Below are 24,377 nucleotides of genomic sequence, written 5' to 3' on the forward strand. Positions count from 1 at the left end.
ATACCGGTAGTTTATTTGCACAATGTACATCAATACCATGACTTCACACCATCTCAAAAGGAGTGTGAATCATGAATGAATGGCCCGAAAACCTCACTGGCCTGGACCTGAACTGGAACCTGTTTGAAACCGCAAACAAGGCACTCAGGACAACATTAATTTTGCTCATTATTTTGGCTGGCATTGGCCTGGCTCAAGCGACCGAGTTACCCACCGTGCTGGTGACCGAAACCACTGAATGGCTAGACTTCTCAGGCTGGTTTTCCGATGGCGCCGTTGGCGGATTTGACGCTGCAGGTGCCGGCATTGGAGGTTGGTAATGCTACTTGAACTGTTGTGGCGGCCAGCGCCACCAAGCTGCCACAACAACGAGGGCAAACAGGGTGTAGGCCAAGGCAAACACCCAGCCCGGCGCCTCATAGAACATGACCCCATGAACCCAGTGTTGAATGAAGCTGCCTTGATAAACACCCTGCCCCGCCTGAAGGCGCAACCAGTTTTCAAGCGTGGTGAGCGGGCATTCAATGCCCAGCCAGCTTTCAAAAACAACCACTGAGATTGCGAGAAGGTGCAAGACCCTGAACCACCAGTGGTTTACCCAAGGCCAACGTAACAGGTTGCCAAACACAATCAGCAGCAAACCTCCCACCACAAACAGCACAATCGCAAAGTGGATCAAGAGTACGAAGTCGGCAACATGTGAATAGTTCATGCTGGCAGCATAAACAAAAAGCCCCTCGATGTGAGGGGCTTTTGAGTGGTTGAACTACTTGGGCTATTTAGAAATTGGCAACGGCCATTTCTGTGATGCCTTGGTAACCATTCACAATGCTGTCGCGCAAACCAGGCACGGTGTTCAACACGTGATCGGCAAAGAAACGGGAAGTCAGAATCTTGTCGCTGTAGAAACTGTCTGTTTCGCCAGCCTTGATCTTGGCTTCCGCGGCCAACAGCGCGCGCGCCATTTGCCAACCAGCCACTGTGGTACCTGCCAGCTTCAGGTAAGGTACCGAACCAGCGAACACAGCATTCGGATTGCTCTTCATGTTGTCAACTACAAATTGCGCTGCATCGAGGAAGGAAGCGCGAGCCGCATCCAGACGAGCTGCCACTGCTTTGGCGTGCGCAGAACCGGATTCATTGAGCTGAACCACAGTGCGTGCAATTTCAGCACACAACGCTTTGACCATGGCACCACCGTCGCGCGATGTTTTGCGACCCACCAGGTCGTTGGCTTGAATCGCTGTTGTGCCCTCGTAAATGGTCAGGATTTTTGCATCGCGGTAATACTGCGCTGCGCCTGTTTCTTCAATGAAACCCATGCCGCCATGCACCTGTACACCCGTGGATGTCACATCGATGCTCATTTCTGTGGACCAGCCTTTGACCAGCGGCACCATGAATTCATACACAGCCATGTTCTGTTTGCGCGTGGCCTCATCAGGGTGGAAATGCGCGGCATCATAAGCAGCGCCTGCAACACAAGCCATGGCGCGTGCGGCTTCAACTTGAGAGCGCATACTCATCAACATGCGCTTCACATCGGGGTGGTTAATAATGGCCACGGCTTCGTTGGAAGAACCATCGACTGGACGGGATTGCACACGGTCGTTCGCATACTGCACGGCTTTTTGATAGGCACGCTCGGCCAAACCGATGCCCTGAACACCCACCTGAAAACGGGCGGCGTTCATCATCACGAACATATATTGCAAGCCCTTGTTTTCTTCACCAACCAAATAACCGATTGCGCCCTGGCCTACTTCACCTTTGTTGTCGCCATACAGCAGCACCGCAGTTGGAGAGGCCTTGATGCCCAGCTTGTGTTCGATGGATGCGCAGTACACATCGTTGCGCTTGCCCAGGCTTCCATCTTCATTCACCAGGAACTTGGGCACGACAAACAGGCTGATACCCTTCACGCCTTCAGGCGCATCGGGGGTGCGGGCCAGCACCAGGTGCACGATGTTCTTGGCCATGTCGTGTTCACCGTAGGTGATGTAAATTTTCTGGCCAGAAATGCGGTAAGTGCCGTCGCCTTGCGGCACGGCCTTGGAACGCACCAGCGCCAGGTCTGAACCAGCCTGTGGCTCGGTCAGGTTCATGGTGCCGGTCCATTCGCCGGAAATCATTTTGGGAATGTAAGTTTCTTTCAGTTGCTGGCTACCTGCTACCAACAACGCCTCAATGGCACCATCGGTCAGCAGTGGGCACAGCGCAAAGCTGAGGTTGGAGCCGTTGACCATTTCCATGCAGGGGGTTGCCACCACTTTGGGCAAACCTTGACCACCGAACTCGGTGGGGTGCTGAAGGCCTTGCCAGCCTTGCTCGCCGAAGGCTTTGAATGCCTCCTTGAAGCCTTTGGCTGTGGTTACAACGCCGTCCTTCCAGTTGGCGGCCTCTACGTCGCCCGACCAGTTCAGAGGGGCTACCACTTCGCTGGTGAACTTCGCATTTTCATTCAGAACCGCATCCACGGTTTCCTCGGTTGCATCCTCACAACCTGGCAACTGGGATACCTGATCCAAGCCGGCCAATTCTTTCAAGACAAACATCATGTCTTTGACTGGGGCGTTGTAACTCATTGTCGTCTCCTGATACAGCTTTGCGTTTTATGTCGTTTACAGTTTTTCGGTCAGTTGGGGCACCACATCAAACAAATCACCCACCAAGCCATAATCAGCCACACCGAAAATCGGTGCTTCAGGGTCTTTGTTCACGGCCACAATCACCTTGCTGTCTTTCATGCCAGCCAAGTGCTGAATGGCGCCAGAAATACCGAAGGCCATGTACAACTGGGGCGCCACGATTTTGCCGGTTTGGCCAACCTGCCAGTCGTTGGGTGCGTAACCTGCATCCACCGCAGCACGTGAAGCGCCGATTGCTGCATTCAACTTGTCGGCCAACGGATTCAGGATGCTGAAATTCTCGGCTGAACCCACACCACGACCACCGGAAATAATGGTGCCTGCTGCGGTCAGTTCCGGACGGTCGCTCTTGGCCACTTCGCGGCTGACAAATGTGGATTTGCCAGAATCTGCAGTAGCGCTCAGATTTTCAATGGCAGCAGAACCGCCTTCGGCCGCGACTGGGTCAAATGCGGTGGTGCGCACAGTGATTACTTTGGTCGCGTCAGAAGACTGAACCGTGGCGATCACGTTGCCCGCATAAATCGGGCGTGTGAAGGTGTCCGCACTTTCAACACTGATGATGTCGGAAATTTGTGCAACGTCCAGCTTGGCCGCCACTCGTGGCAATACGTTTTTGCCCACGCTGGTTGCAGGTGCCAAAATGTGGCCATAGCTGCCAGCGATTGCAAGAATTTGCGCGCCTAAGTTTTCTGCCAACTGGTCGCCCAGCGCGTCCGAATCAGCGACCAACACCTTGGCCACGCCCGCAGCCTTGGCGGCCTGTTCAGCGGCAGCGCCACAACCCTTGCCGGAAACCAGCACATGGATGTCGCCACCAATTTTCTTGGCCGCAGCAATGGTGTTCAATGTGGCGGGCTTGATACTTTGATTGTCGTGTTCTGCAATGACGAGTACTGACATGATTTGTGCTCCTTTTGTCCCTGATTTAGATCACTTTGGCTTCGTTCTTCAACTTGTCGATCAACGTCGCCACATCGGGCACGGTGATACCGGCTGAACGCACGGGTGGATCACTTACTTTCAGGGTTTTGATGCGAGGATCAACATTCACGCCCAGGTCAGCGGGCTTGATGGTGTCGATCTGTTTTTTCTTGGCCTTCATGATGTTGGGCAAAGTCACATAACGTGGCTCATTCAGGCGCAGGTCTGTGGTCACCACAGCGGGCAGACTCAGGCTGACTGTTTCCAGACCACCATCAACCTCACGGGTCACATTGACCTTGCCACCTTCAACAACGACCTTGGAAGCGAATGTGCCCTGTGGCATATCGCCCAAAGCAGCCAACATCTGACCAGTCTGGTTGCAATCGTCGTCGATGGCCTGCTTGCCCATAATGACCAGGTCAATGCCTTCTTTCTCAACAATCGCTTTCAGGATTTTGGCGACAGCCAAGGGTTGCAGCTCAACATCGGTTTCAACCAAAATACCGCGATCAGCACCAATGGCGGCTGCTGTACGCAGGGTTTCAACACATTGGGCAACGCCACAGCTGACAGCAATCACTTCAGTGGCCACGCCAGCTTCTTTCAGGCGGGTGGCTTCTTCAACAGCGATTTCGTCGAAGGGGTTCATCGACATCTTCACGTTGGCAATATCTACGCCAGAGCCGTCGCTTTTGCAGCGCACTTTTACGTTGTAATCGACCACACGTTTAACGGGTACCAGGATCTTCATGCAAGCCATCCCTTTCTGAAATTGGAGAATATGTAATTTGGATTATACGAAGCGTTTTCAGAAAAAACGCACGATCGTTCGATTTTTCATAGAGTCTACACTCTAAGGGGGGGGTTTGTCGAGATTATTGGTAGCGTGCGCAGATCGCTTTCATGGCTGAAAAACAGCATTCGTCGATTTCATCCCGACTTCGAATGGTGCAATCCAGATCAATGACCCGCCCCGTTGAGAGGCTGTACACCAGACCACCTACGGCCACCGGCTCGCCCCGGCCCCACGCGGCATTCACTGAGGGGCTCAACGCAGCCAACCGCACTTGCTGAATTACATTCAGCTCGCACAATTTGTCCACATTTCGGTTGGCCTCCTCAAGCGACGAGGGGTTGAACATCAGGTGGTCATGCGCCAACTCCCTGACACCCTCCAGCCAATCTCCGGGCGAACCACCCTCATGCAAACCCAAGGCAATACGAACGCCACCACAGTTGTGATGCCCGAACACCAGCAGGTGCTTCACCTTCAAGCTCTCGATAGAGAATTGAATGGCAGTTTGCAAACTCAAATCATTCAAACCCGCCTGATTGGCCACGTTCTTGTACACAAACAATTCACCCAGATTGCTTTGCAGCAAAGTATTGGGGTCTGCCCGGCTATCGCAACAGCTGATCACGGTAAAAGCCGGGCTTTGCCCTGCAGAAAGTCGCTTGAAATAGTCCGGATCTTGCGCGGTGATTTGCCCCGCCCACTCGGCATTTCGCGCCAACATTTCACTCAATCGATTTTCGGAATACGGCGCGGGGGTTGAAAAAATCACGATGCAAGCGCCTCCACATGGGCATAGACAGAATCGGCCAAAGCCTCCAGTTCGTAACCCCCTTCCAGCGTACTGACCAGTTTGCCATCGCAATATTCTTCAGCCACTCGTTTCAAGAACTGCGTGATCCAGCCATAGTCCTCAGTGCTCAAAGTCATGTCAGCCAACGGGTCGCTCTCATGGGCGTCAAACCCAGCTGAAACCAACACCAACTGTGGCTTGAAGCGATCAATTGCATCCACCCAGTGGGTTTGAATGGCGTGTTTGATTTCCTCGCGACCACCGCCGGGTTGAACTGGACAGTTAATCATGTTGCTGGCCACCCCAAGTCCACCGCTGAAAGGATACAAAGGAGATTGAAAAGTACTGCACATCAGCACCTTGGGGTTGTTGGCAAATGCATGCTCGGTGCCGTTGCCGTGGTGTACATCAAAGTCCACGATCAATACCCGCTCAAGCCGATAGGCATCAATCGCATGCTGCGCGGCAATGGCCACGTTGTTGAATACGCAAAAGCCCATGGCGCGATCCACACAAGCATGGTGACCGGGCGGGCGAACTGCGCAAAAGGCATTGTTCACAGCATGGGCCATCACCAAATCGACCGCGTGCACGCAGGCCCCGGCAGCGCGACGTGCCGCATCCAGCGAGAATTCTGACAGCGTGGTGTCGCCATCAATGTCGATGTTGCGCTTCAAGGGGAAGCGGGCCTTGATGCTTTCTACGTAGGCGGGAGTATGCACTGCTGTCACAGCCGACCAAGGCACCTCGGGCGCCTCGCAATGCACCAGGCGTGGCCACAAATCCGATGCTTGCAACCTTTCTCGAATTACCCGCAAACGAGCCATGCTCTCGGGATGACCCAGACCCGGGTTGTGCAAGGCGCAATCATTGTGGGAAATATAGGCTGTGGTCATGGCTTAGGCCTGAACAGCAAGTAAATGCTGGGTTATAGTGAAGGACAGACCTGCCACGACAAGCAAACATGCGCCGGGTCGACCGTTACTTCTTTTGACTTCGCCTCTACCGGACATGCTGACTCCTTTTGTGACTGCTCAACGAATCTTAACAAGCTTTGCCTCCATTCTAATCAGCACAGCCCTGTGCACTCAAGCCGTGCAAGCCCAAGATGCACAGAAGGTCAACTTCGCCGAGCACAAAAATGCCGCGGCCTTGGCAGAGCGCCTGCAAGCCAAAGAAGGAATACCTGCAACAACGACGCTGGAACTGTTGAAACAGGCTGAGCTGTTACCACAAGTGGTCAAGGCAGTAAAACCACCCAAAACCAAGAGTGTTCGTAACTGGGATACTTACCGAAGCCGTTTTGTAGAACCCTACCGCATTCGCAATGGTGTGGAATTTTGGGATGCCAACCTGGGCACCTTGAAAGAAGCCGAGGCCAAATACGGTATTCCGCAAGAAGTCATCGTGGCCATTATTGGCGTGGAAACCATTTACGGACAACACATCGGCAATTACCGGGTGCTTGACTCCCTGGCGACACTGGCTTTTGCCTACCCCGAGGGTCAACGTGACCGCTCGGAGTTTTTTTTAAGCGAACTCGAGGCATTCATCGCCCTGTGCAACAAAACCCACCTGGACGCGCTTGAGGTCAAAGGTTCGTATGCTGGCGCAATTGGCTTGGGTCAGTTCATGCCAAGTTCATGGACCGCTTTCGCAGTGGACGGTGACGGCGATGGCATCGTGGATTTGTTCCACAGCCGCCGCGATGCAATTTTCAGCGTGGCCAATTTTCTGAAAGTGCATGGTTGGGAAAGCGGGAAAGCCACCCGGGTACTGGTGGATATTGAACATGCCGACAATTTGCAAGAACTGCTGGCACCGGACATTGTGCCCACCTTTACGCCAGCGGTGATGCAACAAAAAGGCGTGAAATTAAATGGTGAAACATTGCCCGAGGAAAAACTGGCACTGATTGAACTGGTGCGAGGTGAAGCCGAGCCTGCATTCGTGGCAGGCGGGCAAAACTTCTACGTGGTGACCCGTTACAACCGCAGTTCTTTCTATGCCAACGCCGTGCTTGAACTCAGCGAAGCATTGAAACTGAGAAGGGACATGCTGAATTGAGTGCTTTGTCAGGCAGGAAACACCCCTGTGGACAGGTAACGATCACCACGGTCGCATACGATAAAAACAATGGTTGCGTTTTCAACTTCTTCCGCAATTTTCAGGGCAATATGCGCCGCACCAGCTGCTGAAATGCCACAGAAGATACCTTCTTCGGCTGCCATTTTTCGTGCCATTTCCTCAGCTTCAAGCTGGGTGACTTGAACCACACGGTCTACACCGGCAGGTTTGTAAATTTTTGGCAGGTATTCTTGCGGCCATTTGCGAATGCCAGGAATTTGCGAGCCTTCACTGGGCTCGGCTCCTATAATTTGTACGTTCGGATTTTGGCCCTTCAGGTAACGGGACACGCCCATGATCGAGCCTGTAGTGCCCATGGCGCTCACGAAGTGAGTGACTTTTCCTGCAGTATCACGCCAAATTTCAGGGCCAGTGGTTTCAAAGTGGGCCAGCGGATTGTCCTCGTTGGCGAACTGGTCAAGAATCACGCCCTTGCCCTGATCACGCATTTGCTCGGCCAGGTCTCGTGCGTACTCCATGCCCCCTTTCTGCGGGGTCAAAATGATTTCGGCGCCAAAGGCACGCATGGTTTGCCGACGTTCAATGCTCAGGTGCTCAGGCATGATCAGCACCATGCGGTAACCGCGAATGGCGGCCGCCATGGCCAAGGCAATGCCAGTGTTGCCCGAAGTGGCCTCAATCAGCGTATCGCCCGGTTTGATGGTTCCGCGCGCTTCAGCACGCTTGATCATGGAGATCGCGGGGCGATCCTTGACAGAACCAGCCGGGTTATTGCCCTCTAATTTACCGAGAATCACGTTGCCACGATCGGCGTTGGCCTTGCCAGGCAAGCGTTGCAACTGCACCAGAGGGGTGTTGCCAATGGTGTCTTCAATGGTGAGGTATTTCACAGCCGGATCACTTTCAACAAAGGTAATCCGGCTATTTTAGCTTAATGTGGGTGCACAACACCGTCACGCAGCGCTGGCCTGTGTTCGATCAATTGTGGCAACAGTGAAGCAATGATCATCGTGAACAAACCCAACACCATGCCCAACAGCTGGGGCGGCCAAATTTCACTGGGGAAGAAGTTTTTGGCGATCAACCAACTGCTCACACCCACCACAATCGATGCCACTGCACCCTGCGAGGTAGCCTTTGACCAGTACAGACCAAACACCAATGGCACAAATGCAGCAGCCAGGGTAATTTCATAGGCGCTTTCCACCATCTCGAAAATTGAGGATTCACTGTTAATGGCGAACGCCACGACGATGATGGTGAACACGAAAACCGAAATACGCATGGTCAGCAACAGCGCTTTGTCATCCATTTTGGGGTAGATGTTCTTGACAATATTTTCTGCGAACGACACGGAGGGTGCCAGCAAAGTCGCGCTGGACGTACTCATGATCGCAGAGATCAGAGCACCGAAAAATACGATTTGAGCAAAGACAGGCGTGTGCATCAACACCAGGTTGGGCAACACCATTTGGGAATCCTCGGACACCATGGCTTCAAATGTGGCGGGGTCGATCATGATCGCACCGTAGGCCAAAAACACCGGAATAAATGCGAAGAAGAAGTACATGGAGCCACCCAGTACAGCACCCCGCACCGCAGTTTTCTCGTCTTTGGCGGAGCTGATGCGCTGGAAAATATCCTGCTGGGGAATGGAGCCAAAAGCCATGGTCAGGAATGCGCCGACGAACGGCACCCACAGCACATAACTGAACTCTTCGGGGAAGAACTGCAATTTGCCCGCGGCCTCAGCATGATCAACCACGGTACCCACACCACCGGCCAAATCGGCGACGATCCACATGATGTAAACCAAGCCAGCCGCAATGACCACCATCTGGATGAAGTCGAGGATCGCCACTGACAACATGCCACCGAAGAGCGTGTAGATCAGCACCACACTGGCGCCAATCACCATGCCCCATTCTTGGGAAACCGCACCATCGGTGAGCACGTTGAAGATCAAACCCAGTGCACTGATTTGCGCTGCAACCCAACCCAGATAGGACACCACGATGCACGCACTGCAGAAAATCTCGACTGCCCGGTTGTATCGCACACGGTAATAGTCGCCCAAGGTGAGCAAATTCAAGCGATAAATTTTGGGGGCAATGAACAGACCTGCCAGAATCAGGCACATGGATGCACCAAACGGGTCCGCCACGATGCCACCCAGGCCCTCTTCCACAAACGTCGAGGAAATGCCCAGCACGGTTTCCGAGCCAAACCAGGTGGCAAACACCGTGGCGGTTACAATCGGCAGGGAAAGATGTCGGCCAGCCACGGCATAATCCGCCGCGCTACTTACATTTCGGGCCACATAAAGGCCAATGAGTACAGAAACCAGCAAATACGCTACTACGGAGGCAAGCAACATCTTGAAAACCCACCAGAAATAAAAAATGATTTCGGATTATAGGCAAGAAACATGCGCACTGCTAGAACAGACCTTTTGGACCGGAATAGCCGATTAAAAATGGCCAAAGCAAATCGAGCGCGACCACTCCGAAAAGCACAGCCAACATCAATACCATCCAGAACAATGCCCGGTTCAAACGCTTTTGCTGCTTCACCAATTGTTCGATTTGATCGTCAACCCGCCCATTCGAATGCGTCAGGGTTTGGTGCAACAAACGCGGCAAGGCAGGCAGAATTTGTGACCACTGCGCAGCTTCCCATTGCAGGCTGGACTGAAAACCTTTCAAACCGATTTGCTGGTGCATCCAGTTCTCGAGGTACGGCTTTGCGGTCTTCCAAAGATCCAGATCAGGATCAAGCTGGCGACCAAGCCCTTCCACATTCAGCAGGGTCTTTTGCAACAACACCAATTGAGGCTGAATTTCGACATTAAAACGACGCGAGGTTTGAAACAGACGCATCAAGGCCTGCCCCAAGGAGATTTCTTTCAGGGGTTTGCCGAAGAAAGGTTCAATACAGGCTCGAATCGCCGACTCAAGTTCGTCGATTCGGGTGCCCTTGGGCACCCAACCGGATTGCACGTGTAACTCGGCCACACGTTTGTAGTCCTGCCGGAAAAACGCAAGGAAGTTTTGGGCCAGGTATTGCTTATCCACATCGCTGAGCGTACCGACAATACCGAAATCAAGCGCGATGTAACGACCGAAATCCTCAGGTTGATCCCCCACATAAATGTTACCGGGGTGCATGTCTGCATGGAAAAAACCATCGCGAAACACCTGGGTGAAGAAAATTTCAACCCCCTCGCGGGACAGTTTTTTCAAATCAATGTTGTTCTCGCGCAGCCGCTCGATTTGCGAAATTGGAATGCCGTGCATTCGCTCCATGGTGATCACGGTGCTACAGCAATAGTCCCAATACATCTCAGGCACGCGAAGCAGGTGCCCGCTACCCGAGGTGGACGAGAAATTACGGCGCAACTGCGAGGCATTGGCCGCTTCGCGCATTAAATCCAGTTCATCGTGCAAGTATTTGTTGAACTCGGCCACCACTTCCCGAGGCTTGAGGCGTTTGCCATCGGATGAAATTTTTTCAACCCATCGGGCCGCGGTTTTCATCAAGGCCAGGTCTTTGTCAATCACCTCGATCATACCGGGGCGCAGCACTTTCACCGCGACCTTTTTACCCTCATGCGCACCCGCCCTGATCACAGCAAAGTGAACCTGGGCGATCGAGGCACTGGCCACCGGGATATTCTGGAAATCCAGAAACATGTCGTCAATTTGACGCCCCAAGCTGGCTTCAATCAATTCACGGGCTTTCTCGGAGGAAAACGCAGGTACCTGATCCTGCAATTTGGCCAACTCGTCGGCCACGTCCTCGGGCAACAGATCGCGCCGGGTTGATAGCAGTTGGCCAAACTTCACAAACAACGGGCCCAAGTCTTCCAGTGCACGCCGCATGCGTTCGCCACGCGGAGCCTGCACATGAGAGCGGGAAGAAATCAAGGTGAGAAACCACTTTGCAAAGCCGTTATTGATTGAATCGGCTGCAATCAGAAACAGGCCATACTTTCGGGCCACCAAAGCGATGCGTGCCAGACGGCGAAACTTCATTTGGGTGCACCCGGTGTTTGATCAGGCCTGAGAGGGTCGAGTTTCGCCAAACGCTTTTCGAGACGAGCCAACTCGTCACGAAGTTGATTGACTTCATCACGAAACGCATCAAACTCGGATGCCGTGGGCGCCATGGCTTTTTCATGCACCACATACTCTCGCAAGTTGCTTTTGAAACGCTGCACCACATCACGTGCATTGGTGCCCAAAGCAGACAGGGTATTCATGACCCAAACGGCCTGTGCATCGCCTACTACCCTCGCCAGGTCACGCTCAGGATCCCAGCTCAAGTCGTTAATGACAGTGGACACGGTTTGAGCAAAATCCATGTCGCCTTCAATGGCGGCTTTTCTCGACATGCTGTTTGGATTGCTGACCGAACCAATCAAATCAGCCCATTGCATGGAAATGGAGGTGTCAGCCGGTGCCAACACACCGTTGATTGGCAAACTGGCCTGAAAGTATCCCTGGTCACTCACACGCAACCGGAGCTGCATGGGCGAAATGCCAAGCACCAGCACCTTTCCCGCCTCTTTTTGCAATTTGGTCTTGCTGCTACGCTGCTGATCCAGCAAATGGTTCAGCACCAGACACACCATCTGAGTCACCGTGTTTGACATCAAACTCAAGGGCGCTGAGAACAATTGACCCGCTGCACCTTTGGATGAACCAGAGGAAAGCAGTTTGGAGGCAAATTGAAAGAACAAGACGGGGGGACTGGCCAAGACACACTTCCAAACAATAAAAATTTGTTTGAGTGTAACCCAGCCGGGCAGGCCAAGCCCGGCGGGTCAGTTCAAAAATTACAGATTGTGAATACCAGACAGCACCCAGCCACCGCCGGACACGGGGCGGGACATGATCCACAGCTCATTGATTTCCTGAGCAGCAGCGTCCTGCTCTTCCCGCAACATACCGGTGAACGCAACTGTCGCAATTTGCTCGTCCACATCCGTTTCAAAGCCAATCAACTGGGCATCCAGGGTAACCACGTCGGTTCGGTTGACCGCGTTGCCACGGGCTTCGATTTCAGCCTGAAGATGATCGACCACCTCGTCGCTGCAGTATTCGCGCAGACCTGCCACATCGCCTTTGTCAAAAACGCCTTGCATGGTCACAAAAAATTTCTTGGCACTGTTCACAAAATTCACTTCATCGAACCCGGCTGGCAGGTCTTTCACAGGTGTAGCCGCCGGCATCGGTGCATCAAAAGCAGACGCGTTGCCAAACTGGCCGAAACCTTGATCGTTGCGTGGTGCCCCCATGCCAGGGACAGGATCGTTGACTGGATTCGAAGGCGCACTATAACGCGGTGTTTGTGGCGCCTCGCGATAACTGTTGTTGGGTGAACCTGCTGCGCCCGGCGCACTGTAGGCTGGACGCTGCTTTGTAGCCTGCTGGCCACGCAACATACGCACCAGGAACATCACCGCAAAAACCGCCAAACCAATCATCAGCAGGGTGCCGAGGAACTCAGCCATACCTGCGCCGAAACCCAGGTAACCAAACAAGGCTGCCAAGCCCAACCCTGCCGCCAGGCCACCCAAGGGGCCCAAAAAGCGGTTACGCGGCGCGGCCGCACCAGCGGTACCCGCGGTTGCGGGACTGGTCGCCTGCTGCTTGCTGGGGGCGGTGGAAGTGGTGCCAGACGGTGCAGTGGATGGTGATTTCTGGAATTGTGATGGCGCCGAACGACCGAAACTGCCGCCGCCACCCAGGCGCTTGGCTTCAGCGTCAGTGGGCAGGGAGCCCAGACTCAAAAAAGCTGCAACCACAGCCAACACAGACAACCTAGTGGACCAAACACGGGTTTTCACAGCAAAAGCCTCCAAGATATTAATTTTTCGCAAGGTAGCTCAATAGACAAGCTCAGGCGAATTTGGTTCCTTGATGCAACGCGACGACACCCGCCGTAAAGTTGGTGTACTTCACCTGATCGAACCCACTTTCCAGCATGATGCTTTTCAGGGTTTCCTGATCCGGGTGCATGCGAATGCTCTCCGCCAGGTACTGGTAACTGGCACTGTCTTGCGCCACAACCTGACCAATTTTGGGCAATACCTGGAAAGAATACAAATCATAAGCCGGGGCCAGCAAGGGATTCACCTTCGAAAATTCAAGGACCAATACCTTCCCACCCGGCTTGATCACGCGACGCATTTCGCTCAGGGCCACCTCTTTGTGGGTCATGTTGCGCAAACCGAAAGCCACGGTAACCACATCAAAGTAATTGTCGGGAAATGGGAGCTTTTCAGCGTCGCAAAGGGCCATTTTCGGCAAATATCCGTGATCAATCATGCGATTGCGACCCACACGCAACATGCTTTCATTGATGTCGGTCAGCCATACTTCGCCGCTTGGGCCCACTTTGTCCAGAAAAGCCTTGCTGAGATCACCGGTACCGCCCGCAATATCAAGCACTTTCATACCGGGGCGAACACCTGCTGCACGCACGGTGCTGGCCTTCCACAAGCGATGCATACCCCCCGACATGAGGTCGTTCATGATGTCGTACTTGGCCGCCACGGAGTCAAATACCTCGGCTACTTTCTTGGCTTTCTGGTCTTCCGGAACCTTTTCGAAGCCGAAATCGGTGATTTTTTCGTTCATATTGATGTGTGGCGTTGATTAATGGCTTGCGCAGGCGCCGCCCTTCTTTTGTTCAAATGGGATGTTTTCAGGCGCATTGGGTTCGCGGCTAGCGCCGGCAGCCTTCATGCGTTCCAGGTAGTCTTCCCACAAACCTTCCTGGTTCTCGCCCATCCACAACAAGTATTGCCAGCTAAACAAGCCTGAATCATGACCATCCGAGAAAAAGGGTTTGATGGCATACATGCCCACCGGCTCCAGGTTATTGATCGTCACTTCTTTTTTACCCACCTGCAGGGTTTCCTGTCCGGGGCCGTGGCCACGGACTTCAGCGGACGGTGAGTACACGCGCAAGAGCTCGAATGGCAGGTTAAAACAGGCGCCAGTGTCGAATTCAATCTCGAGCACCTTGGATTTTTGATGTACCACAATGCGTGTGGGGGTGGGGATATTGGTGGTTTCCATGCTGCTTAGGGTCTTTGGAATGCGTAATCCTCAAGTGTATCTCATCAAGACCAACAGCGGTTTACACCACGGCACGGGATTAATTTGATGACGATTCATTCAAGTGTCATATTACTGTCATGGAAATCCACTACTTTAGGTGGCATTGCAGACCACAAATATGCCAGAGAAGAGGAAGAACGAGATGTCCAGCACCATCCTAGTTGTCGAAGATGAACCCGCAATTGCAGAATTGATTGCCGTCAATTTGAGCTTTGCAGGTCACAAAGTGCTGCGGGCCGCCGATGCGGACCAGGCCAAAACCCTGATCACCGCAGAATTGCCTGACCTGGTGCTGCTGGACTGGATGCTGCCTGGTAAAACCGGCATTCAATTTGCGCACGAACTGCGCGGCCACGAGCGTACGCGCCATGTACCAGTAATCATGCTGACCGCGCGTACGGAAGAACAAGACAAGGTAGATGGCCTGGAAGCGGGCGCAGACGATTACATCACCAAGCCCTTCTCGCCCAAGGAATTGCTGGCACGAATCAAAGCGGTGCTGCGTCGCCGTGCGCCGCAGCTGACCGACGATATTGTGGAAGTTCATGGCCTGAAACTGGACCCTGTGACACACCGCATCATGGGGCATGACAAGATTATTGACATGGGCCCCACTGAATTCCGTCTGCTGCACTTCTTCATGACCCACCCGGAACGCGTACACAGCCGAACCCAGTTGCTGGATCAGGTGTGGGGCGACCATGTTTTTGTTGAAGAACGTACCGTGGATGTGCACATTCGACGGCTGCGCCAAGCCTTGACTATTTCGGGCCACGATCGCCTGATTGAGACTGTTCGCGGTGCTGGCTACCGATTTACTGCAACGCAAAACGAAGGTGCACTAAACTAAGGGCTCCCCTGGAAGGGATATTCCCCTAGAATACGCACCTATGGCGTTCATCTTTTTTCGATTGATACTGTTGGCCATGGTGCTGGGTGCAGCCGCCATCGTGGGCCAAATGGTTGCTGGCCACCAAGGCGCAGTGGCGGGGTCTATTCTGGCCTCGCTGGTGGTGTATGCACTGCATGTGCGCTCGGGGCTGCGGATCATTGCGTGGCTGGATGATTTCAAGGTCGAGAATGTGCCTGATGTCTCAGGCTGGTGGGATGACCTGGCCGCAAAACTGTTTCGCTATTTGCGTTTACACCAGCGCCAACAACAAGCGCTGACCAATGCCCTGGTTTCATTTCGCACCGCTGCGCAAGCCCTGCCCGACGGCGTTGTCACGCTTGATTCGGAAGGCCACATTTCCTGGTGCAACGACACAGCCCAGGACCACCTGGGCTTGAAACTGGGCAGTGACATCGGGCAACCATTGATTAACCTGGTTCGCAATCCGAACTTCTCCAAGTACATTCGCAGCCGCTCTTGGGAACAGCCCTTGATCATGACTGCGCCACGCAGCCGCAGCAAGGTTTTGTCGGTGCAATTGGTCAGCTATGGTGACCAGCAAATGCTGGTGCTTTCCCGAGATGTCACGCAGGTGGAAAAGCTTGAACGCATGCGCCGCGACTTCATTGCCAATGTGTCGCATGAACTGAAAACCCCGCTGACGGTGTTAAGCGGTTTTCTGGAAACCTTCCGCGACCTTCCGTTGAGCAAGGAACAGCAAACCGAGTACCTGAATTTGATGTACACCCAGGCCAACCGCATGCAAAACCTGGTAGAAGACTTGCTGGCCTTGTCAGCGCTGGAGTCTTCGCCCAATGCAGGCGAAGGTGGCGAGCCAGTTGACTTGAGCGGAATTGCTCAAAAAACAGGCGATGAAGCACAGCAGCTCTCAGCAGGCAAACACCATATTTCTGTAGATGTGGAAAAAGGTCTCATTGGTTTTGGCAACTCGGCCGAAATTTTCAGTGCTTTCTCGAACATTGTGACCAATGCAGTGCGCTACACGCCCGAGAAAGGAAATATAACGATCACGCTGCGACGCGCAGAAAACGAAATTGGCAAAGCCTGTGCTGCTTTTATGGTACGCGACACCGGTATTGGCATTTCAGCAGAGCATATTCCGCGATTGACCGAGCGGTTTTACCGTGTAGACCGCAGCCGTTCCCGTGAAAGCGGTGGTACGGGATTGGGCCTTGCCATTGTGAAACATGTGGTGCAACGCCACGATGGTGAACTGGACATTCAAAGCAGGCCGAATGCAGGCAGTACCTTCACCATTCTGATGCCGCTGGCGAAGGCTGGCGCGGCTTCCAAGCCTGCGCTTGCTGAAGCGACGGTTATTTGACTACCGAGATGCGCGACTGAACCTTGGGTGAGCTGCGTTCGATTTTAATTTCGGCGTGGTGCTCGACTTGGATGCTGTGCCACCTTGCCTAAGCAATGCTTCTTGATCCGGCTTAATGCTTCTGGCTTGGGGCATGCGAAACGCATAGGCGTATTCGCATCGACTCCTTGCGGAGTCGCCCCGCGCTTCGAAGCCGCCGGGAAGCATCGCAAAGTCGGCAAGGCGGCACAGCACCCAAATCTCGCCATCGCTCATCGCTCAGCGAACTCAGGTCGCAATGCCCTCGCTGCGCCGATCAAGAAAACCTGCCCGTTTGAATTCACCCGCCACGTTCGGCCAACAGCCGACACCGAGACTCGGCCCGCTTTTTTGCCGAGCGAGGTGAGTCAGGGTGAATCTCAAAAAGGGAAATACAGGTTTTCTGGCGCGAGAGGGTATTCACCTGAGCGAGCGAAGCAAAGGAAAAGCAGCAACTTAGCCCGGAAAAGCGGCCAGCAATTCAGCCCGCAAGTCCAGCATCCATTTTGGTTTCGAATCGAGCACCCACTGCTGGCGGGGCGACAAGGAAACACCGGGTTTGGCAGTAGCCCACACGGGTGCCGGAAAATGTTTGTCGTCAGTAAAACGGGGAATGACGTGCCAGTGCAAATGTGGCACCACATTGCCAAGCGTTGCAATATTTGCCTTGTCGGCTTTGAAAACACGAAGTACGAACTGCTCGAGCAACACTACAGCGTCCATGCATAGCATGCGGTCTTCTCGGCTTAAATCAGAAAACTCACGCACATGGTCATTCCACACCAGACGAAGAAAGCCGGGGTAGTCCGCATCGACAGCCTCGATAACACGGAATTTGCTGCAATTGAAAACCCAATCACCACCCGGTGTGGCACACAGGGGGCAATTGGGATTCGGCGACACTTGATCAGACAAGGATGCGCTCGATACCGCCATCGTTGGCTTCTTTCACGTAGTTCTGCAACCAGTCTTGACCCAGCACATTCTTGGCAATTTCAACCACAATGTAATCGGCATCCACATTGGCATCGTCGCTGTAACGGCTTAAGCCTTGCAGGCAAGAAGGGCAACTGGTCAGAATTTTGACATCCGCCTGAGGCGCTTTTTCTCGCAACTTGTCAGCCCCCTTGCGCATTTCCTCTTCCTTGCGGAATCGAACCTGCGTGGCCACATCGGGGCGCGACACGCCGAAGGTACCGGATTCACCACAGCAACGGTCATTTTTCGTGATGTTCTGCCCCTGCAACTCGCTGTTGATCAAGGTGTTCACCACCTTCAGCGGGTCATAGGTCTTCATGGGTGTGTGGCAAGGGTCGTGGTACATGTATTGCGTACCCGTCACGTTGTCCAGCTTCACGCCTTTTTCCATCAGGAATTCATGAATGTCGATGATGCGGCAGCCTGGGAAAATTTTCTCGAATTCATAACCCTGCAACTGGTCGTAGCACGTGCCACAGCTGACCACCACGGTTTTGATGTCGAGGTAGTTCAGTGTGTTGGCCACGCGGTGGAACAGCACACGGTTGTCGGTAATCATTTTCTCGGCTTTGTCGTACTGCCCAGCCCCGCGCTGCGGGTAGCCGCAACACAGGTAGCCAGGTGGCAACACGGTTTGCACGCCCACATTCCACAACATGGCTTGCGTAGCCAATCCAACCTGGCTATACAGTCGCTCAGAGCCGCAACCAGGGAAGTAGAACACCGCTTCGGTGTCAGCCTGTGTGGTTTTCGGGTTTCGAATAACCGGTACGTAATCGCTGTTTTCAATATCAAGAAGCGCGCGCGCAGTCTTCTTGGGCAAACCACCGGGCATGGGCTTGTTGATGAAGTGAATCACCTGCTCACGAATTGGGGCCTTGCCCACGGTGGCAGGCGGCTTGGCAGTTTGCTTGTTCAACATGCCCAGCGATTTGGCCACTTTGTAGGCGCCGCGTTGCAGCTTGTAACCAATACCGGTCATGCCCACACGCATGGCCTTGATGGTGGCCGGGTCTTTCGCATTCAGGAAAGTCATGGCCAAGGCTGTGCCCGGGTTAAAACTTTTCTTGTCCATCTTGCGCAACAAGGCGCGCATGTTCATGGACACATCGCCAAAGTCAATGTCGACCGGGCAAGGGGTCAAGCACTTGTGGCACACGGTGCAGTGGTCAGCCACATCTTCAAATTCTTCCCAATGCTTGATGGACACACCACGGCGGGTTTGTTCTTCGTACAGGAAAGCCTCAACCAACAAGGAAGTGGCGAGGATTTTATTGCGTGGACTGTACAGCAAGTTGGCGCGCGGCACATGCGTAGAACACACGGGCTTGCACTTGCCGCAACGCAGGCAATCTTTCACTGAGGTGGCAATGGAGCCAATGTCGCTTTGGCTCATGATCAGGCTTTCATGGCCCATCAGGTTGAAGCTGGGCGTGTAAGCATTGGTCAGGTCGCCGCCTGGCAACAATTTGCCCTTGTTGAATCGACCTTCCGGGTCGATGCGCTGCTTGTAGTCCTGGAAAGGCTGCAACTCTTCCTTGGTCAGGTATTGGTATTTGGTAATACCAATGCCGTGCTCGCCGGAAATAACACCATCGAGATTGCGGGCAATCTGCATGATTCGATCCACAGTGTGTTCCGCTTCATGCAGCATTTCATAGTCGTCGGAATTCACCGGAATGTTGGTGTGTACATTGCCATCGCCAGCATGCATGTGCAGTGCCACGAACAGGCGGCCACGCAACACTTGCTTGTGAATGGCTTTGCATTCTTCCATCACAGGCACAAACACACCGCCTTCGAAAATGCGGTTCAAGTTGTGGCGCAACTCGGTTTTCCAGCTGACGCGAATGGTGCGGTCTTGCAGCACATCAAATACAGTGGCTTCGGGCTGCTCAGCCAAGCGCTTTTCAAGCGCCGCATCCAAGTGCCCCAGGCCAATCGTTTTCATCACCGGGTAGGCTTGTGCCAAAGGCATGTTCATATTGGCCAGCAACCAGCTCCAGCGCTCGTGTACCGATTCAAGCAATTCAACAGCGCGACCCACACGATCACCCACGAGGTCTTCAACGGACAACTTGGTAGAATCGACTTCATCGGTTTTGCCCAAAGTCAGCGGCTTTTCGAAGAACGAGCGCAACTCAGCCACCAGCTTCAGCTTGTTGCGAATTGACAATTCAATGTTGATGCGCTCAATTTCGTCGGTGTACTCACCCATGCGCGGCAAGGGAATGACCACGTCCTCATTGATTTTGAAGGCATTGGTGTGGCGCGCAATGGCAGCGGTGCGTGCACGGTCCAGCCAGAACTTCTTGCGGGCTTCCGGGCTAACTGCTACAAAGCCTTCACCGGCGCGACCGTTAGACAGCCGAACCACTTCAGATGCAGCCTGGGCCACTGCATTTTCATCATCTCCCACGATGTCGCCAAACAACACCATTTTCGGGAAGGCACCACGCTTGGATTTCGGGCTGTACTTCACTGCGCGCAAGTAACGCTCGTCCAGATGCTCAAGGCCCGCCAAAATGGCGCCCATGGCTTTTCCCTCGCCATCGAGGTAATTCTTGATTTCAACAATTGAGGGCACTGCATCGCGGGCTTGACCGTAAAACTCCAGACACACCGTGCGGGTGTGCTTGGGCATGCGATGCAAAATCCATTTGGCCGACGTAATAAGCCCGTCGCAACCTTCTTTCTGGATACCAGGCAGGCCTGCCAGAAATTTGTCGGTGACATCCTTGCCCAAACCCACCTTGCGGAAACGCGCGCCTTCGACTTTCAGGCGTTCAGTTTTCAGAATTTTGGCATTCGGCGCCTGGCGACCATCGGACCACACCAGGTCGAACTCGGCATAGGGTGCGTCGTGAATTTTGCCCAGATTGTGGTTCACGCGGGTCACTTCAAGCCAGTCACCCTGCGGGTCGACCATTCTCCACCAGGCCAGGTTGTCCAGCGCAGTACCCCACAGCACTGCTTTTTTACCGCCCGCATTCATGGCGATATTGCCGCCAATACAACTGGCCTCAGCCGACGTAGGGTCTACTGCAAACACACGGCCTGCATGTTCTGCCGCCTCGGACACACGCTTGGTAACCACGCCTGCGCCAGAAAACACGGTGGCGTACTCTTCGCTCAAGCCCGGCAGCACTTCCATTTTCACCTGGCCGAGTTCTTCCAGCTTTTCGGTGTTGATGATGGCTGACATGGCCGTGAGTGGCACTGCACCACCGGTGTAACCCGTGCCGCCCCCACGTGGAATGATGGTGAGCCCCAAATCGATACAGGCTTTCACCAAACCGGGAATTTCAGATTCCCGATCGGGGGTGAGCACCACGAAGGGGTATTCAACGCGCCAGTCGGTTGCATCGGTTACATGTGAAACACGGGACAAACCATCGTATTTGATGTTGTCTTTCGCGGTGTGCTCACCCAGTGCTTTGCGGGCATGACCTCGCAGAATTGCCATGGCTTCCAGCTCACGCTGAAACTCGAACACGGCTTTTTCAGCCACTGTCAACAATTCTCGAACCTTGGCACTGCGATCCTCAGAGTCGGTCTCCACAGCAGCTTCTTTGACCTCAACCCGGCGGGCATCAATTTCACTCAATCGATGAAACAAGGCCTCGATCAGCGCAGTCAGGCGCTTGGGGTTGTCCAGCAAGTCGTCTTGCAAATACGGATTGCGACGAACCACCCAGATATCGCCCAACACTTCGAACAACATGCGGGCTGACCGACCGGTTTTTCGCTCCTGGCGCAGCTCTTGAAGAATGTTCCAAGCCGACTCACCCAGCAGGCGGATCACGATTTCACGGTCCGAAAACGAGGTGTAGTTGTATGGAATTTCCCTCAGGCGCGCGGTTTCGCCGGCTGAGGGTTTCAATGTGTTTAATTCGACGGGTGCGTTCATGCAAAACCTTTAGACTGCTTAGCCTTTCATGGTACCAAAAACACGGCACTTGCGCCTAGAGTGGCGCCTCCTCAATTCTTGCCCAAAACCCTTATACCGCAAGGGTTTTGACTTATTTCACACCAAACTTTTACATGCGCTTCGGCGCAGAAACACCCAACACCGCCAAGCCATTGGCCAATACCGTGGCCACAGCCACCAGCAAGGCCACACGGGCGGTTTTAAGGGCTGTATCGTCAATACGGACGCGCTCGGCATTGTAAAAAGTATGGAAAGCACCGGCCAGTTCACGCAGGTAAAACGCGATGTGGTGTGGCGCCAACTCCTCAGCTGCCTTGGACAAAATGTCCGGGTAAGAAACCAACGTTCTGAGCAAAGCCAGCTCTGAAGGCGCGCCCAACAGGCTCAAATCTGCATTGTTCAAACCTGCCAGGTCGATTTCTGCCTGATCCAGAATGGAGTGAATCCGGGCATGGGCATACTGAACGTAATACACCGGGTTTTCATCGGACTGGGCCAAGGCCAAATCCACATCGAACACAAATTCGGTGTCTGCCTTGCGGCTGACCAGGAAGAAGCGCACGGCATCACGGCCTTTGGTCAAGGCTTCGGGCTGGCTCAGCATGGGCTGGCTTTCATCGACGCCACCTGACCAGCAAATCAGGTCGCGCACAGTCACGTAACTACCCGCGCGCTTGGAAATTTTGACTTCCTGTCCGCCTTTCATCACCGTGACCATTTTGTGCAGAACGTAATCGGGGTAACCCTGCGGAATGCCCACATTGCAGGCCTGCAAACCCGCCCGTACACGCGCTATGGTGCCATGATGGTCGGTGCCCTGAATGTTGATGACCTTGCCAAAGCCGCGCTTGAATTTCTGGATGTGATAGGCCACATCGGGCACGAAGTAGGTGTAACCACCTTCAGATTTGCGCATGACCCGGTCTTTGTCATCGCCGTAATCGGTTGAGCGCAGCCACAACGCCCCGCCTTCCTCAAAAGTTTTACCCGACGCAACCATGAGGGCAACGGCCTCCTCGACCTTGCCTTCGGTGTACAGGGAGCTTTCCAGGTAAAACTGATCGAAGTTGACGCCAAAAGCCTTCAAATCCAGATCTTGCTCAGCGCGCAGGTATGCCACCGCAAAGGCTCGGATGGATTCAATATCATCCGCGTTACCACTGCCTTTCACGGGTTCGCCATCGGCCGCCTTCACTTCTTTGCCAGCCAGAAAGTCGGCTGCGATGTCGGCGATGTAATCGCCGTTGTAGGCACTTTCAGGCCATGCAGTATCACCTGGCTTAAGCCCTTTGGCGCGGGCCTGCACGGAGGTGGCCAAAGTTTGAATTTGCACACCAGCGTCGTTGTAGTAAAACTCTTTGTGAACTGCCCAGCCCTGGGTTTGCATGACAGCAGCCATGGCATCGCCCAGCGCAGCTTGCCGACCATGCCCCACATGCAAGGGCCCCGTGGGGTTGGCTGACACGAACTCGATCAAGACAGTTTCGCCCGAATGGGCTTGAGACTTTCCAAACTCAGCGCCCTGCTCCAGCACTTGGGCCACGACCGCAACACGGGCCGTTTGGCTTAAACGAATGTTGATAAAGCCTGGGCCCGCAATTTCAATGGCGTCGACCAAATTCGCGCAGTCGGCATTGGCTTTGACATGTTCGGCGAGCAGCTGGGCCAGCTCACGGGGGTTACGCTTGGCGGGCTTGGCCAATTGCATGGCCAGGTTACAGGCCACATCGCCATGGCTGGCGTCTTTGGGTTTTTCGAGCGTAACCACCCCCTCAAAAGGCTGGTTCAGGGCAGCAGCAGCGGCCGCTTCAAATGCGGCGATCAGCGTATTTCGTTGTTGGGCAAGCATGGGGACGGTTCAGGCAGATTTGAGCTAAGCCCCTGATTGTACCAAGTATTCCCGCCGGGAACCTGGAATGGCTTAACACTGGCAGGGGCTGAGTGCTATTTCTTTTTGGCCACCCAGGCAAAATGCCTTTGAAGGGCCTCATCGGCCAGCAGTGTCTCAGCGCTGGAAAATTGCTTGGCCAATTTCATTTCATCATACAAATCATGGATGCCATCGTGGCAAAGCCTGCAAATATTGACGCCTTGATTCAAGGTTTCCTTGTCAAAATTTTTTCGATAAAAAGCACGTCGATGTAATTTTTTTAGGAATGAGGTGATGAAAGGTCAGCGCAGTAACGCGCCCACAACACAAACACTGACCGCTTTTTAGCCGGGAAGAAGGCATTGCGTGTACCCAACTCGCCTAAAGGTTTTTCTTCACCAAATCACGCATCAGAAGGGCTTTTTCGGTGCCTTCCTGTTCCAGCCCCTCGACCACGGTCGCCCTGTTTTTGGGCGGCTGGTTCTGGCTGACTTTCCATTTACCAACCATGCTCTCGATTTGAACTTCAAAACCCACAATCGCCTGCTTGATTTGATCCAGAAATTCGGCAGGTGCATCGTTGACAGACCAAGGCTGATCTCGCGTGCCTTCCTGCTGCGCAGTCAAATCTTCCAGTTGCTGATGTAGCCATGCTGCATCATCCACAACCCGCATTTGACCTTTGACATGCACCACCGCGTAATTCCAGGTGGGCACCACCTTTTCTGTTTCCTGCTTGGTGGCATACCAGGAGGGAGTGATGTAATGCTCTGCGCCTTGAAATACCAGCAAAGTTTGTGATGACACCGCCAAATCAGCCAAGATTGGATTGGCCCTTGCCACATGACCACGTAACACCATTGTTCCATCAATGTTTTCCACAACTACCATGGGTATGTGATTGGCGTTCAGCCCCGAAGTTGACATCGTAATGACAGTGGCCAAGGGGTGAGCCTTGATCAAA

Annotated in this window: 21 protein-coding genes; 4 read left to right on the plus strand and 17 right to left on the minus strand. The window is 53.8% G+C overall.

Annotated features, from left to right (window positions below; translation table 11 throughout):
- The first annotated feature begins 71 nt into the window (after positions 1 to 71).
- Positions 72 to 320, plus strand: a complete 249-nt coding sequence (locus A0129_RS09520; protein WP_291714490.1) for a hypothetical protein — start codon at positions 72 to 74, stop codon at positions 318 to 320.
- Positions 321 to 322: 2 nt separating this feature from the next.
- Here the strand turns inward: A0129_RS09520 and A0129_RS09525 are convergent, their stop codons facing one another.
- The 6 genes from A0129_RS09525 to A0129_RS09550 form a co-directional block, all read right to left on the minus strand.
- On the minus strand, positions 323 to 712 hold the full coding sequence (locus tag A0129_RS09525) for a DUF2784 domain-containing protein (protein WP_291714492.1): 390 nt from the start codon (positions 710 to 712) through the stop codon (positions 323 to 325).
- Positions 713 to 779: 67 nt separating this feature from the next.
- Positions 780 to 2,585: an acyl-CoA dehydrogenase gene (locus A0129_RS09530; RefSeq protein WP_291714494.1), complete on the minus strand. Its 1,806-nt coding sequence runs from the start codon at positions 2,583 to 2,585 to the stop codon at positions 780 to 782.
- 36 nt (positions 2,586 to 2,621) lie between these two features.
- The gene (locus tag A0129_RS09535) at positions 2,622 to 3,551 is read right to left on the minus strand and encodes an FAD-binding protein (RefSeq protein ID WP_291714496.1); all 930 of its coding nucleotides are present in this window, start codon (positions 3,549 to 3,551) and stop codon (positions 2,622 to 2,624) included.
- Between the two features lie 25 nt (positions 3,552 to 3,576).
- Positions 3,577 to 4,326: an electron transfer flavoprotein subunit beta/FixA family protein gene (locus tag A0129_RS09540; protein WP_275269999.1), complete on the minus strand. Its 750-nt coding sequence runs from the start codon at positions 4,324 to 4,326 to the stop codon at positions 3,577 to 3,579.
- Between the two features lie 124 nt (positions 4,327 to 4,450).
- A complete protein-coding gene (locus A0129_RS09545) occupies positions 4,451 to 5,140 on the minus strand; it encodes a carbonic anhydrase (protein ID WP_291714498.1) in 690 nt (229 codons plus the stop codon).
- Positions 5,137 to 6,057 carry a histone deacetylase family protein gene (locus A0129_RS09550; protein ID WP_291714500.1) on the minus strand — a complete coding sequence of 307 codons (921 nt, stop codon included), beginning with the start codon at positions 6,055 to 6,057 and terminating at the stop codon, positions 5,137 to 5,139. Before A0129_RS09550 ends, A0129_RS09545 begins: the two co-directional genes overlap by 4 nt.
- Before the next feature lie 199 nt (positions 6,058 to 6,256).
- Between A0129_RS09550 and mltB the strand changes: the two genes are divergently transcribed.
- The gene (gene mltB / locus A0129_RS09555; protein WP_291714502.1) at positions 6,257 to 7,228 is read left to right on the plus strand and encodes a lytic murein transglycosylase B; all 972 of its coding nucleotides are present in this window, start codon (positions 6,257 to 6,259) and stop codon (positions 7,226 to 7,228) included.
- Positions 7,229 to 7,236: 8 nt separating this feature from the next.
- Here mltB and cysM read toward each other — a convergent pair whose 3' ends face one another.
- The 7 genes from cysM to A0129_RS09590 all read right to left on the minus strand — a co-directional run bounded on the left by cysM (position 7,237) and on the right by A0129_RS09590 (position 14,337).
- Positions 7,237 to 8,139, minus strand: a complete 903-nt coding sequence (gene cysM, locus A0129_RS09560) for a cysteine synthase CysM (protein ID WP_291714504.1) — start codon at positions 8,137 to 8,139, stop codon at positions 7,237 to 7,239.
- A gap of 41 nt (positions 8,140 to 8,180) precedes the next feature.
- Positions 8,181 to 9,626 carry a sodium:solute symporter family protein gene (locus A0129_RS09565; protein ID WP_291714506.1) on the minus strand — a complete coding sequence of 482 codons (1,446 nt, stop codon included), beginning with the start codon at positions 9,624 to 9,626 and terminating at the stop codon, positions 8,181 to 8,183.
- Positions 9,627 to 9,687: 61 nt separating this feature from the next.
- Positions 9,688 to 11,283: a ubiquinone biosynthesis regulatory protein kinase UbiB gene (ubiB, locus tag A0129_RS09570; RefSeq protein ID WP_275270006.1), complete on the minus strand. Its 1,596-nt coding sequence runs from the start codon at positions 11,281 to 11,283 to the stop codon at positions 9,688 to 9,690.
- Positions 11,280 to 12,008, minus strand: a complete 729-nt coding sequence (locus A0129_RS09575) for an SCP2 sterol-binding domain-containing protein (RefSeq protein ID WP_275270007.1) — start codon at positions 12,006 to 12,008, stop codon at positions 11,280 to 11,282. The genes ubiB and A0129_RS09575 overlap by 4 nt, the downstream gene beginning before the upstream one ends.
- Positions 12,009 to 12,086: 78 nt before the next feature.
- Positions 12,087 to 13,100: a Tim44 domain-containing protein gene (locus tag A0129_RS09580; RefSeq protein ID WP_291714508.1), complete on the minus strand. Its 1,014-nt coding sequence runs from the start codon at positions 13,098 to 13,100 to the stop codon at positions 12,087 to 12,089.
- Positions 13,101 to 13,152: 52 nt separating this feature from the next.
- On the minus strand, positions 13,153 to 13,893 hold the full coding sequence (gene ubiE / locus A0129_RS09585) for a bifunctional demethylmenaquinone methyltransferase/2-methoxy-6-polyprenyl-1,4-benzoquinol methylase UbiE (RefSeq protein ID WP_105028362.1): 741 nt from the start codon (positions 13,891 to 13,893) through the stop codon (positions 13,153 to 13,155).
- 18 nt (positions 13,894 to 13,911) lie between these two features.
- A complete protein-coding gene (locus A0129_RS09590) occupies positions 13,912 to 14,337 on the minus strand; it encodes a DUF971 domain-containing protein (protein ID WP_008250308.1) in 426 nt (141 codons plus the stop codon).
- 184 nt (positions 14,338 to 14,521) lie between these two features.
- Between A0129_RS09590 and phoB the strand changes: the two genes are divergently transcribed.
- Positions 14,522 to 15,229 (plus strand): phosphate regulon transcriptional regulator PhoB, encoded by a 708-nt coding sequence (gene phoB / locus A0129_RS09595; RefSeq protein WP_008250307.1) that lies wholly within the window; start codon positions 14,522 to 14,524, stop codon positions 15,227 to 15,229.
- 40 nt (positions 15,230 to 15,269) lie between these two features.
- A complete protein-coding gene (gene phoR, locus A0129_RS09600) occupies positions 15,270 to 16,616 on the plus strand; it encodes a phosphate regulon sensor histidine kinase PhoR (RefSeq protein ID WP_291714510.1) in 1,347 nt (448 codons plus the stop codon).
- Between the two features lie 474 nt (positions 16,617 to 17,090).
- Here the strand turns inward: phoR and A0129_RS09605 are convergent, their stop codons facing one another.
- From A0129_RS09605 to A0129_RS09620, 4 genes are all read right to left on the minus strand, one after another.
- Entirely contained in the window at positions 17,091 to 17,570 is a 480-nt protein-coding gene (locus A0129_RS09605) for an HIT family protein (protein ID WP_291714512.1), read from the minus strand.
- On the minus strand, positions 17,542 to 21,522 hold the full coding sequence (locus tag A0129_RS09610; RefSeq protein ID WP_291714514.1) for an FAD/FMN-binding oxidoreductase: 3,981 nt from the start codon (positions 21,520 to 21,522) through the stop codon (positions 17,542 to 17,544). Before A0129_RS09610 ends, A0129_RS09605 begins: the two co-directional genes overlap by 29 nt.
- Before the next feature lie 130 nt (positions 21,523 to 21,652).
- A complete protein-coding gene (argS, locus tag A0129_RS09615; RefSeq protein ID WP_291714516.1) occupies positions 21,653 to 23,392 on the minus strand; it encodes an arginine--tRNA ligase in 1,740 nt (579 codons plus the stop codon).
- A 402-nt stretch (positions 23,393 to 23,794) separates the two neighbouring features.
- Positions 23,795 to 24,376, minus strand: a complete 582-nt coding sequence (locus A0129_RS09620; RefSeq protein WP_291714518.1) for an FMN-binding negative transcriptional regulator — start codon at positions 24,374 to 24,376, stop codon at positions 23,795 to 23,797.
- Position 24,377 lies beyond the last annotated feature (1 nt).

Source organism: Limnobacter sp. CACIAM 66H1 (assembly GCF_001601825.1).
Lineage (GTDB): Bacteria > Pseudomonadota > Gammaproteobacteria > Burkholderiales > Burkholderiaceae_B > Limnobacter.